A 12,649-nucleotide genomic window follows, 5' to 3' on the forward strand; every position below is an offset into this window, starting at 1 on the left:
GTAACCAGAAACTAAACGTTGCTGGCGGTTTTGCGTGTCGTTGGTGCGTCAGTTCAATATGGAGATGACGACTCGTAAAGGCCAATGAAGCGGGTGTCCACGTTTTATGGAATGTGGACACCTGGCGTTTTCAGTTTCACTAAGAGTCAAGCAATGAATGAAAAAGCCCCCGAAACTGCAAAGTCGCGGGGGCTTTTCGTTGGTGCGCTTCAGATCACTCTTCCGCCACCTGCGCGGTGTTCTGGCGCTTCTCGATCAAGTCCACCAAACGCTTGGCCAGCGCCGGGTAGTTCTCGTCGAAGTGGTGACCGCCCGGCAGTTTCACTGCTTCGCCCACCGCCGTCTTGTCGGTGCAACCGCTTTCATCCGTTTCTTCTTCACCGTAGATGCACACGACCTTGGCCGGTGGCAGCTTGGCCATTTCCGGGCCGGTGGCGGCTTCTTTGCCGGCGTTGCCGAGCCAGCCTTCGACTTCGATTTCGAAGCTGCCGGTGCGGGCGAAGGCCAGCAGGATGATTGCGTCGACGCGCTGCTGCTCGGTTTCCGGCAGGCGGTTGTAGATGGCTGGCAGGACGTCGGCGCCGAACGAGTAGCCGGTCAGGATGAAGCGCTTGGTGCCCCATTTCTGGCGGTAGTGCTGCATCAGTTCGGTCAGGTCGAGCGCGCTCTGTTCGGGGCTCTTGTGCTGCCAGTAGTAGCGCAGGGTGTCGATGCCGACGACCGGGTAGCCGATCTTGGCCATTTCACCGGCCACGTCGCGGTCCAGATCGCGCCAGCCGCCGTCACCGGATAGGAACAGGGTCACGGTGTCCTTGGCCTGGCCGGCCGGGACTTCCACGACTGGAATCTGCAGGCCGCCGTTGGCCTTGTCGCCGCCGACGAGGATCTTGCGCAGTTCGTTGTTCAGCACTTGCGGCAGGTTGATGTCGTAGTCGCTGATGCTGGTTTCGGCGTTCGGTTGATCGCGCACGAAACCGGCGCTGGTGTCGTCCGGGTTGTCGTTCCACGCCACCAGCCAGTGGCCGTGGGCGGCGGCTTTCGGCAGCAGATGGGTGCAGCCGGGTTTTTCCAGGGCCAGGTCGACGGAGACGGCCTGAGCCTTGTCGTCCTTCTGCTCGGACAACCAGCGCCACGCCAGCACGGCGCCGGGGCCGATGCCGCTGACCAAGGTCGCCGGGCCGTTCAGTTCGCGCAGGCCGGCTTGCAGGGCGCGGCTTTGCAGCAGGCAGTCCTTGGGCAGGATCACCTGGACGATCTGCGCCGAAGCGCTACGGCTCAGGGTGCTCAGTTGCTTGTCGCTGAGTTTCTGGTCGTCGTTGACCGCCACCAGCACCTGAGCCTTGGGCTTGGTGCCGGGGATGACCCGGGTCATGGCGGCGCCATCGGCCGGGGTGAGCTGTTCGAGGGTCGGTTCCGGTGCCGGGCGTTTGAGGTACCAGAAACCGCCACCGGCAATCGCGGCCAGCACCAGCAGTGCGACCAGGATGTACTTCAGGGAGCGTTGAATCATCAGCGTTTCACCAGTCCAGTCAAGCCGCCCGCGATCAGGGCAGCAGTGTCGGCCAGCGCCACCAGCGGATCGAGTCCGGCGGGCACGGCCATATAACGGGGTTCCCAGTCAGGCTGGAACTTGTCTTTGAAGCGGCGCAAGCCTTGGAAGTTGTACAGCTGCTCACCACGGCGGAAAACCATCGAGCCCAGACGCTGGGTCAGCGGTGCCCCGCGCCGGGGTTGCAACCCCGACAGCGGCACCATGCCCAGGCTGAAGCGCGCGTATCCGTGACTCTTATAGTGTTGAATCAGACCGACCATCATGAATTCCATGGTCAGCTTGGGGGCGTCCGGGTGCGCGCGCATCAGGTCGAGACTGGCCAGGTCATGGCTGTAGGTCTCGAGCAGGTTGGCGAACGCCACCGGGCGGCCTTCGAAGCGAATCACCGCGATACGGAAATGCTTCAGGTAATCGTCGCTGAAACGGCCGAGGGAGAAGCCTTTCTCGCGCACGTTCTTGCCGGTCAGCCAGGCATCGGAAATCACCTTGAGCTCATCCATCGGCGCCTGGCCCGGCTCATGGATCTCCAGCGACAGGCCGTCGCGGCTGCCACGGTTCCAGGTGTAGCGCAGGTCCTTCATTTCCTTGCCCTTGGCTTCCAGGTCAAAGCGATGCAGATCGACGCGGGCTTCCTCACCGAGCTTGATCGCGGTCAGGCCGATGTCCATGTAGTACGGCAGGTTCTCGGCGCGCACCTGATAGAACACGGGGCGGGCGTGATGGATGTCGCAAAGGTCACGGAACTGCCAGATCATCTCGGCCCGTTGCTGGCCGGGGCCGATCGGGTCGTACAGAGCCACCAGACTGCGGCCACGACGGGCGTACATCAGGAAGGCTTCATCGTTGGGATGAAACAGCAGCGCCTTGTCGCCGGTCAGGGCCAGGCCGCCGTCCGGTTGCGAGGAGGCCATCAGGATTTTCGAGGCGCGTTCCAGCTCATCCGGTGTCGGCAGGTGGATCACCGGGCGGGCGGTGCGCAGCAGCCAGGTCAGGGCGATCACCAGCAGCAACACGGCGGCGCCGAGCAGCGAGCGCAGACCGCGCGGGGCATCGGCGTCGAGGGTGAACTGCCACCACAGTTGATGGCTGTAAGGGACGTCCTGATAAGCGAACAGCAAAAGCCAGGTCGAAGCACCGAGTACGCACAGGCTGGCCACCAGATACAGCGGCGAGAACGGCAGTTCGGTCAGACGGCTCGGGCGGTAGAACGAGCGACGGAACACCCCCAGCAGCGCGGCGGTGAGGGTCATCAGGGTCGCTTCTTCCCAGTCGAAACCCTTGAGCAGCGAGAGCAGGGCGCCCACCAGCAACAGAATGGTGGTCAGCATCCACGCCGCCGACAGCCGGCGACGCAGGCCTTGAGCGAGCATCAGGCACAGCACGCCGATCAGGCTGGCGCCAAAGTGCGAGGCGTCGACCAGACGGTGAGGAATCAGAAAACCGATGTGTTCCAGACGGGTGTCGATCTCTGGCGTCGCGCCGGAAAACAGCAGCACCACGCCGGACAGGAACACCAGCACCGCGAGGATCGGTGCCGCCAGGCCGGAAGCTGCACGCATGGTCTGCGACTGAAACAGGCGCTGACCTTCGTTGAGCAGCAACAGCACGCAGGCCACCAGCAATGGCAGCACCACATAGATCAGGCGATAAAGAAGCAGGGCGGCAGCCAGTGGCGCGGCGCCGAGCTTGTCGGCGAACGCCGCGAGCAGAATCGCTTCAAAAACACCCACGCCACCCGGAACGTGACTGAGTACGCCGGCAGCCAGTGCCAGCAGATAGACCAGCAGGAATGCACCGAAGGGCGGCGCTTCCGGCAGCAACAGATAAAGGACGGTTGCGGCGGCGGCGACGTCGAGGGCGGTGATGACCAGTTGCAGGAACGTCAGCCGGCGACCCGGCAGGCGCAGGGTGCGACGACCGGCCCGAACCAGCAGGTTGTCCGGATAAGGTTGTTCCGGCAGGCGACGGCGATAGATGCCGATGGCCAGGATCGCGCCGAGCAGCAGCACCACGCCGGCAATCGTACCCAACAAGGTCTCGGACAGGCCCAGCGCCTGCGAAGCAGCAGGCAGGTTGCTCAGGGTCGCAAGCGCAGCCAGCGGCGGCAGGGCGCAGCCCAGCGACAGGCTGGCGAACAGGGTCATGTGCGCGACTTCGGAAGCGCCCAGGCCATGCCGTGCATATAGACGGTAACGCACCGAGCCACCGGACAGCATCGACAGGCCGATGGCATTGCCGATGGCAAACGCGGTGAAGCCGCCCAGAGCCAGGGTTTTCGGTGCCAGCGTCACGCGCGCATATCGACTGGCCGACCATTCGTAGCCGAGCAGAATAATGAAGCCGACGACTGTCGCACCGAGGGCCCCGAGCAGGGCCGGTTTCGGCACCTCGAGAATCGAGTCGTGCAGGGCGTCGAGATCGAGTTCACTGAGCAGATGGCGACAGGCAATCAGCGCGATGGCGAACAGCAGCAAAGTAACCGCCAGACCGATCGGTTGCCGGTATTTGCTGATCCGATCCAGCAGGCGCAAGCGCTCAGGCTTGATCGGTGGGTTCGCTGTGACGGTGTCTTGTGAATCAGACGAGTTGGCGCGCATCAATCACCTCTTGGATTGTGCGCGACAGGATGGAGGTATCCAGCCAAGTTACCAATCCCTGTAGAAAAAAATAATCACAAAATACTACGCCTCTCACCGGGTATCGGCGAGGGCAGCTCCTGGATTGCAGACGCCTTGCCTGCGACTTCAAGCATAGTCGCAACTTGGCGGGTCTGAAGATCCTGAACGGTTCACTGCACAGTGACAGATCATTGTTGCGAAAGGACTTTTTCCACAGATACAAAAAAGGCCACTCTTTCGAGTAGCCTTTTTTGATGTTTGGTTGCGGGAGCCGGATTTGAACCGACGACCTTCGGGTTATGAGCCCGACGAGCTACCAGACTGCTCCATCCCGCGTCTGTGTGGCGGCATTCTACAGGCGAACGGCGGGGTGTCAACCGATAATCCCGAGAAGGGTCAAATAAGTGTGCAATCGCGGCAAACGGTCGCAGGGGAGGCGCTAAGTTTCGGAATCGGAACGATTTCCGGAATACGCGACTGGATCCAAAAAAACTGACGCGCACAAAAAAGGCCAATCTTTCGATTGGCCTTTTCTGATGTTTGGTTGCGGGAGCCGGATTTGAACCGACGACCTTCGGGTTATGAGCCCGACGAGCTACCAGACTGCTCCATCCCGCGTCTGTGTGGCGGCATTCTACAGAGGAACGCCGGGGTGTCAACCTTCAATTCGGATAAAACCTGTTCAGCTTCAATCGGTTAGCGCTGACAGACGGTCTTTTCAGGGGCTGCAGGTCAGGCAGGGCAAGGGTTTCAGCTCTATTGGAGGTTGGTTTTCGATTGAGAAAATAAATTTACAGTCCGTTTCCTGCAAACTGAAAAGAACCTTCATACCACTGGTGCTATATACAGGTGTCAGTGAGATACTGCCGGTCCGGCTCGCCATGTTTCCTTTTCTGTCATGACTCAGCGAAAAATCATCCACGTCGACTGTGACTGTTTCTACGCCGCCATCGAGATGCGGGATGACCCGAGCCTCGCCGGCAAGCCGTTGGCGGTGGGTGGCTCGGCGGACAGGCGCGGGGTGATCGCCACCTGCAACTATGAGGCGCGGGCTTACGGCGTTCGCTCGGCGATGTCGTCCGGACATGCCTTGAAGCTGTGCCCGGACCTGACCATCGTCAAGCCGCGAATGGACGCCTATCGCGAGGCATCGAAGGAAATTCACACGATCTTCAGCGATTACACCGACCTGATCGAGCCGCTTTCCCTGGACGAGGCCTACCTTGATGTCTCGGACAGCGCGCATTTCGGCGGCAGCGCCACGCGCATCGCCCAGGACATTCGCCGTCGAGTGTCCAATCAGTTGCACATCACCGTCTCCGCCGGCGTGGCGCCGAACAAGTTTCTGGCCAAGATCGCCAGCGACTGGAGAAAGCCCAACGGTTTGTTCGTAATCACCCCGGATCAGGTCGAAGACTTTGTCAGTGGCCTGCCGGTGAGCAAGCTGCACGGGGTGGGCAAGGTCACGGCCGACAAGCTGGGCAAGCTCGGTATCAGTGACTGTCTGCAATTGCGCGAGTGGGACAAGCTGGCGCTGGTGCGGGAATTCGGCAGTTTCGGCGAGCGCTTGTGGAGTCTGGCCCGTGGGATTGATGAGCGGTTGGTGCACAACGACAGTCGCCGTCAGTCGATCAGTGTCGAAAACACCTACGACGTCGATCTGCCGGACCTGCGCAGTTGCCTCGACAAGCTCCCGGAACTGCTGGAAACCCTGAAAACCCGCATGGCGCGGATCGACAGCAGCTACCGGCCGGGCAAGCCGTTCGTCAAAGTGAAGTTTCACGATTTCACCCAGACCACACTGGAGCAGGCCGGGGCAGGGCGGGATCTGGGCAGTTACCAGTTGATGCTGACGCAGGCTTTCAACCGCGGAGGCAAACCGGTGCGGCTATTGGGGGTGGGCGTGCGGCTGGAGGATTTACGCGGCGGGTTCGAACAAATGGAGCTGTTCGAGCGATAGGCGGACAAAAAAAATGCCCGAAGCAGGTTCGGGCATTTTTTCAGGGTTTTTCAGTTCGGCCCCGGATCCGCCACCAGACGCCCCGCATCCCGGGTCAGGGACTTGAGGAACTCGGTCTGCAACTCAGGATCGTTGCGAGTCAGTTCGATCAGGCTTTGTTCCAGTTCACTGGCTTCTTCTTCCAGGCCCAGTTCCGACAGACGCTTGACCCGGTGTACCCACTGGCTCACTTCGTCGTCTTCCAGATCGTCGTAGATCAGCCCGTGAGCCTCCAGCAGCTTGCCGCGCAGGTGAGTGCTGATCGCCAGAGACGAGTCGGAATGCACGTCATCGTTGCTGTCTTCGACGCTGATCTGCAGTTTGCCCACATGATTGAGGTCGTTTTCGGCGAACGGGCTGTCCAGCAGGTTCAGACGCAGCACGCCGTTGCGATCAGTGGTCATGTCGAAGGTCTGCTTCCCGGCCTTGACCTGAACCGGGCGCTCACTCCACGGCAGGCTCGAATATTCCGTGCGTTTGTCGCGCTGGACTTCGTCGATACCGGCCAGGTTCTGTTGCGCGCGACCGTTGGATTGCACGTTCATGAACGGGTTGAGCCCGGCGAAACCGTAGCTGAGCCAGTCCCGTGTCACGCTGTCGGGCAGATTGCCAAGGGCAAAAACGTTGACCACGTTCGCGCCGATACCGCCGACCACCGCCACCGCGCCCAGCGGAATCTCGTAGATCTCCCGCCATGGCTGGTAAGGCGTGTAACGGTCGTAATGGCGCGTGACTTCGAACTCGGTGACTTCGAAAGTCTTCTGTTCGTTGATCTTCACGCGCCGTTGCGGCAGCTCAAGCACCTTGGGCTCGCCGACATCGATCTGCAGGCTGTGATCGAGCAGTTTGCGCTCGACACGTTCCTCGTGCTCGCTACGTTGTGACATGTGATTGGCACAGCCGCTGACCAGCAGGGTGCCGCACAGGGCGGCACCACCGAGGCCTAAGGTGTTTCGCTTGAACATGACGTCTCTATCTGGTTTCAGCGGCGGATACGGGCCTGAAGGAAGGACAGCACGTCGGCAACCGGCAGCGCTTGCGCCTGGCCTTCGGTACGGCTCTTGTATTCCAGGTTGCCTTCGGCGAGGCCGCGGTCGCTGACCACGATCCGGTGCGGAATGCCGATCAGCTCCATGTCCGCGAACTTGATGCCCGGGCTGGTTTTCTTGTCGCGGTCGTCCAGCAACACTTCGAAGCCGGCCGCGGTCAGTTCCGCGTACAGCTTGTCGGTGGCTTCGCGCACCAGCTCGGTTTCATAACGCAGTGGCACCAGGGCGATCTGGAACGGCGCCAGGGTGTCGCTCCAGATGATGCCGTTCTCGTCGTTGTTCTGCTCGATGGCAGCAGCCACCACGCGGGAAACGCCAATGCCGTAGCAACCCATTTCCAGGGTCACCGGCTTGCCGTTCTCGCCCAGCACTTCGCACTTCATCGCCTTACTGTACTTGTTGCCCAGCTGGAAGATGTGCCCGACTTCGATGCCGCGCTTGATTTCCAGGGTGCCCTTGCCGTCCGGGCTCGGGTCGCCGGCCACGACGTTGCGCAGGTCGGCCACGGTCGGAACCGGCAGGTCACGCTCCCAGTTCACGCCGAAGTAGTGCTTGTCGTCGATGTTCGCACCGATGCCGAAGTCGCTCATCAGCTCGACCGAACGGTCGATGATGATCGGCAGCGGCAGGTTCAGCGGGCCGAGGGAACCAGCGCCGGCGCCAATGGCGTCACGCAGTTCGGCGTCGGAGGCCATGACCAGCGGGCTGGCAACGCCTGGCTGGTTGGCTGCCTTGATTTCGTTCAGTTCGTGGTCGCCACGGATGATCAGGGCGATCAGCTTGCCTTCTTCTTCGGCGTGCACGATCAGGGTCTTGATGGTCTTTTCAATCGGCAGATTGAATTTCTCCACCAGGGCCGCGATGGTCTTGGTGTCTGGCGTGTCGACCAGGCGCAGCTCTTCGCTTGGTGCGGCGCGCGAGGTTTCACGCGGCACGGCCTCGGCCTTCTCGATGTTCGCCGCGTAGTCGGAGCCGTTGCTGAAGACGATATCGTCTTCGCCGGACTCGGCCAGCACGTGGAACTCGTGGGAGCCGGCGCCGCCGATCGAACCGTTGTCGGCTTCCACCGGACGGAACTTCAGGCCCAGGCGGGTGAAGATGTTGCAGTACGCTTCGTGCATGCGGTCATAGGTGATCTGCAGCGACGCCTGATCCGCATGGAAGGAGTACGAGTCTTTCATGATGAACTCGCGACCGCGCATCAGGCCGAAGCGTGGACGGATTTCGTCACGGAATTTGGTCTGGATCTGGTATAGGTTGATCGGCAGCTGTTTGTAGCTGCTCAACTCGTTGCGCATCAGATCGGTGATTACTTCTTCGTGGGTCGGGCCCGCGCAGAAATCACGACCGTGGCGGTCTTTGATGCGCAGCAACTCAGGGCCGTATTCTTCCCAGCGCCCCGATTCCTGCCACAGCTCGGCCGGTTGGGTGCTCGGCATCAACACTTCCAGAGAGCCGGCGGCGTTCATTTCTTCGCGAACGATGGCTTCCACCTTGCGCATCACTCGCAAGCCCATCGGCAGCCAGGTGTACAGGCCCGAGGCGAGTTTGCGGATCATGCCGGCGCGCAGCATCAGCTGATGGCTGATCACGACCGCGTCGGAAGGCGTTTCTTTCTGTGTGGCGAGCAAAAATTGACTGGTGCGCATGGTTGGCCGTTGTCGGTTGCTATGACTGGAAATGACGGAGCAGTGTAACGGCGAGATCCGCCGACGTACAGAAGTGCAGGCCCGGCGCGAACCCTCTCGCCGGGTGCGAGATGTCTTACGATTCTTCCACGACGGAGGTCGGTGCAGGTTCCGGCGTCGGCGTCGGGCCTTCGCGACGGCTCTCCTGGAACCAGTGCAGGGCGATCAGCACCAGGGTCGGAACGCCGAGCAGCGCGGTGATCAGGAAGAAGTTGTGATAGCCGAACTTCTCCACCATCACCCCGGAGTAGCCGCCGATCAGGCGTGGCAGCAGGAGCATGATCGAGCTGAGCAGGGCGTACTGGGTAGCGGAGAACTTCAGGTTGGTCAGGCTCGACAGGTAGGCGACGAACGCCGAGGTGGCCAGGCCCGAGCTGAAGTTGTCGAGGGAGATCGTCACCACCAGCATCTGCAGGTTCGGGCCCATGTCGGCCAGCATCAGGAACAGCAGGTTGGTGGCCGCCGACGCAGCGCCGCCGATGAACAGGATCGGCAGGATGCCGAAGCGCACGATCAGCAGACCGCCCATGCCGGCGCCGACAAGGGTCATGATCAGGCCGAAGATCTTGCTGACGCTGGCGATCTGATCCTTGGTGAAGCCCTGGTCGATGTAGAACACGTTGGCCATCACGCCCATCACCGTGTCGGACATCCGATAGGTGGCAATCAGACCGAGCAGCAGCAGCGCCTGCCAGCGGTAGCGCAGGATGAAATCGTTGACCGGCGTCAGCACCGGCGCCAGACCGCGACGGCCCATGGCCGAGAGGCACAGGCAGGTCAGCGTGGTGTAGAGGATCGCGCGCAGGAACGCCCGGTCTTCCAGCAGCAGGTCCAGCGGGCTCATGTCACCAAACAGCACGCTGGCGAAATCGGTGTTGTAGAGCTGGGTGAACATCGCCGGCACGGAGACCAGCAAAATGATCAGCACGAACACAGACATCAACTGATGCATGAAGGTGTAGCGCCCGGCCTGCAACTGGGTGCGCAACGGCACCGGCGGTTCGCGCATCAGCAGGGTGGTGAGCAGGGCAGGGACCATCAAGGCGCCGAACAACACGTAGGTGCCGGTCCAGGCGGAATGCTGGTAATTGAAACCGGTGGAGCCGAAGCCTTCGGCGAAGAACAGTGCACCGGCCGTCGCCAGCAGGGCGGCAACCCGATAACCGGACATGTAACTGGCGGCCAGAGCGGCCTGACGGTTGTCTTCGGCGATTTCCAGTCGATAGGCGTCGACGGCGATGTCCTGGGTGGCAGAGGCGAATGCAACGACCACCGCAATGGCGATCAGCCAGGACAGGTGTTTCTGCGGGTCGCAAAAGCCCATGCCGATCAGGCCGAGGATCACCAGCGTCTGTGAGAGCACCAGCCACGAGCGGCGGCGCCCCAGCTTGCCGAGCAACGGCAGGCGCCATTGGTCGAGCAGGGGCGACCAGACCCATTTGAAGGCGTAGGCCAGACCGATCAGGCTGGCGTAGCCGATCGTCTCGCGGGCCACACCGGCTTCACGCAGCCAGACCGAAAGTGTCGAGAACACCAGCATGTACGGCAGGCCGGCGGCGAAACCCAGCAACAACAGCACGAGCGTCGAAGGACTGGCATAGGCGGCGAGCGCGGCGCGCCAGGTTTTACGGGGCATGGGCTGAAGTCTGCCTCAAGATTGCGAAAACAAAGCGCGCACTCTAACCGCTGTGCTCTACCGGACGCCAGCCATGGCGCCGAATATCCACACGATTGTTCAGGACGGTGATGCCTTCCATGCGCAATCTCGCCCGCTGTTCGTCCCCGGACGGGCTGCCCGCCGGCAGGCTGATCCGCCCGCCGGCGCCGATTACACGGTGCCAGGGCAGCTTGGTGTCGCCGGGCAATTGGCTCAGGGTACGACCGACCCAACGGGCGGCGCGCCCCAAACCCGCCAGTTCGGCCAACTGACCATAGCTGACGACCTTGCCCTCGGGCACTTGGGCGAGGGTGGAATAGAGTGCCGTGCGTCGGATTTGCGGATCGTTTTCGCAGGCATGCATCGGGTCTGTCACGTGCGCGGTTCCTGAACTTGATCGCGTTATGTCCTTAAGCGTAATCGGTGGAAGGGCAATTGAGAAATGAACTCAACAGAAATAGCCGGGTCACTCCTTGTCAGGGAATTATTCCTACGGATAATGCCGACCCTTTTTTCGCAAACTTGAGTCCCCGATTCGCTTATGTTGTCCAGAACCCTGCTGTGCCTTGCTGTCTTCAGTGCGTCCACACCCTTGCTTGCCGATACCGTCTGGTTGAAGAACGGTGACAAGCTGAGCGGCAAAATCACGCTGTTCGACGGTGGCAAGTTGCTGGTCCAGACCCAGTACGCGGGTGCCGTGACCATCGACTGGAAGCAGGTCAAGACTCTGGAGAGCGATCAGGAGTTGCTGGTCAAGCAGGACGCCTACAACGGCGAGAAGGCCAAGTCGTTGACAGCTGCCGAAGACGGCAAAGTCACCCTGGCCAACGGCGAAGCGCCGAAAACCGTGGAGCTGGCGAGCATTCAGCAGATTCTCAAGCCCAAGCCGGTGGTCGAGGATCTGGTGTGGAAGGGCAACGTCGACCTGGCGCTGGATTACCAGCGTGCGGAAAAGGACACCGACGACTACGATATCGGCTTCAAGACGTCCGCCCGCCACGGTCGCTGGCGACACACTGCCGAGGGCGAGTACAACCGCGAAGTGCAGGACGACGTGACCACCACTGACAACTGGCGCGCCGAGTACGCACTCGACCGATTCCTGACGGACAAGTGGTTCTGGCAGGGCCGCCTGAACTACAAACGCGATCACATCGAAGAGCTTGCGCGCCAGCGCGTGGTCGGTACCGGTCCGGGTTACCAGTTCTGGGATGACGAGCTGGGGGCATTCTCCCTGGGCTCACTGCTTAACCGTACCGACTACCAGTATCGTGATGGCAGCAAGGACAACTTCTATTCGGTCGCCATGAAGTGGGACTACAACCGCTACCTGATCGGCAAGAAGGTCGAGTTCTTCACCAATGGCGAAGTCGGCAAGCCGCTGTCCGGTGTGGCTGACTATGCGCTGGATGCGGAAATGGGCTTGCGCTACAAGGTCACCGACTGGGCTTCGCTGAACCTCAAGGCCGAGCGCGACATCATCAGCGGTACCGACGATGCGGACCTGAGCAAGACCCGCTACACCGCCGGCTTCGGCGTCGCCTGGTAAACAACAAAAAAGATCGCAGCCTTCGCAGGCTGCGATCTTTTTTTGCGCCCGGAAAAACAGACGCCCACAAAAAAGCCCCGCTTTTGAGGGCGGGGCCTTTTACTAAAGAAGCTACAAGTTAGATAACTTGTACTTCTTCAGCTTGCATGCCTTTCTGACCGCGGGTAGCGATGAAAGAAACCTGTTGGCCTTCTTTCAGGCTTTTGAAGCCGTCGGATTGGATAGCTTTGAAGTGAACGAACAGGTCGTCACCGGATTGTGGAGTGATGAAGCCGAAGCCTTTTTCATCGTTGAACCACTTAACGGTACCGGTTTGGCGATTAGACATGGTGTAACTCCTTGAACAAAGATAACTGCGACTCAGGAAGAACCCTGGCCGAGACTGAGTGCAAAGAGCAGGAAAAATTCTTGTAGATGGTTGGATCGAAATTCAACATATCGTGTAGAGATTCTCAGTGACACAAGCAGCACAGTGGCGCCACCTTAACCCTTTTTCCGGAACGTGCCAATGCTTCTTGCGAAGGTTTCTCTGTTTTA

Annotated in this window: 9 protein-coding genes and 2 tRNA genes; 2 read left to right on the top strand and 9 right to left on the bottom strand. The window is 60.8% G+C overall.

Features of this window, described 5'->3' with window-relative positions:
- Positions 1-214 precede the first annotated feature (214 nt).
- From QR290_RS07400 to QR290_RS07415, 4 genes are all read right to left on the bottom strand, one after another.
- Entirely contained in the window at positions 215-1,510 is a 1,296-nt protein-coding gene (locus QR290_RS07400) for a virulence factor family protein (protein ID WP_064593891.1), read from the bottom strand.
- Positions 1,510-4,149 carry a bifunctional lysylphosphatidylglycerol flippase/synthetase MprF gene (mprF, locus tag QR290_RS07405; RefSeq protein WP_115076779.1) on the bottom strand — a complete coding sequence of 880 codons (2,640 nt, stop codon included), beginning with the start codon at positions 4,147-4,149 and terminating at the stop codon, positions 1,510-1,512. The genes QR290_RS07400 and mprF overlap by 1 nt, the downstream gene beginning before the upstream one ends.
- Before the next feature lie 280 nt (positions 4,150-4,429).
- Positions 4,430-4,506 (bottom strand) — tRNA-Met (locus QR290_RS07410).
- Positions 4,507-4,711: 205 nt separating this feature from the next.
- Positions 4,712-4,788: transfer RNA gene (locus QR290_RS07415), tRNA-Met, on the bottom strand.
- A gap of 280 nt (positions 4,789-5,068) precedes the next feature.
- On the opposite strand from QR290_RS07415, the gene dinB reads away from it, so the two are divergent.
- A complete protein-coding gene (gene dinB / locus QR290_RS07420; protein ID WP_115076780.1) occupies positions 5,069-6,130 on the top strand; it encodes a DNA polymerase IV in 1,062 nt (353 codons plus the stop codon).
- 50 nt (positions 6,131-6,180) lie between these two features.
- Here the strand turns inward: dinB and QR290_RS07425 are convergent, their stop codons facing one another.
- The 4 genes from QR290_RS07425 to QR290_RS07440 form a co-directional block, all read right to left on the bottom strand.
- The gene (locus QR290_RS07425; protein ID WP_115076781.1) at positions 6,181-7,134 is read right to left on the bottom strand and encodes a hypothetical protein; all 954 of its coding nucleotides are present in this window, start codon (positions 7,132-7,134) and stop codon (positions 6,181-6,183) included.
- 17 nt (positions 7,135-7,151) lie between these two features.
- Positions 7,152-8,867: a proline--tRNA ligase gene (locus QR290_RS07430; protein WP_115076782.1), complete on the bottom strand. Its 1,716-nt coding sequence runs from the start codon at positions 8,865-8,867 to the stop codon at positions 7,152-7,154.
- A 115-nt stretch (positions 8,868-8,982) separates the two neighbouring features.
- On the bottom strand, positions 8,983-10,542 hold the full coding sequence (locus tag QR290_RS07435; RefSeq protein WP_007954981.1) for an AmpG family muropeptide MFS transporter: 1,560 nt from the start codon (positions 10,540-10,542) through the stop codon (positions 8,983-8,985).
- Between the two features lie 43 nt (positions 10,543-10,585).
- Complete coding sequence (locus tag QR290_RS07440; protein WP_240321707.1) at positions 10,586-10,927, bottom strand: MGMT family protein; 342 nt, start codon at positions 10,925-10,927, stop codon at positions 10,586-10,588.
- A 177-nt stretch (positions 10,928-11,104) separates the two neighbouring features.
- Here QR290_RS07440 and QR290_RS07445 point away from each other — a divergent pair, with 177 nt between their 5' ends.
- Positions 11,105-12,112, top strand: a complete 1,008-nt coding sequence (locus QR290_RS07445) for a DUF481 domain-containing protein (RefSeq protein ID WP_115076784.1) — start codon at positions 11,105-11,107, stop codon at positions 12,110-12,112.
- A 118-nt stretch (positions 12,113-12,230) separates the two neighbouring features.
- Here the strand turns inward: QR290_RS07445 and QR290_RS07450 are convergent, their stop codons facing one another.
- Entirely contained in the window at positions 12,231-12,440 is a 210-nt protein-coding gene (locus tag QR290_RS07450) for a cold-shock protein (RefSeq protein WP_002554837.1), read from the bottom strand.
- Positions 12,441-12,649 lie beyond the last annotated feature (209 nt).

Source organism: Pseudomonas fluorescens (genome assembly GCF_030344995.1).
Lineage (GTDB): Bacteria > Pseudomonadota > Gammaproteobacteria > Pseudomonadales > Pseudomonadaceae > Aquipseudomonas > Aquipseudomonas fluorescens_BF.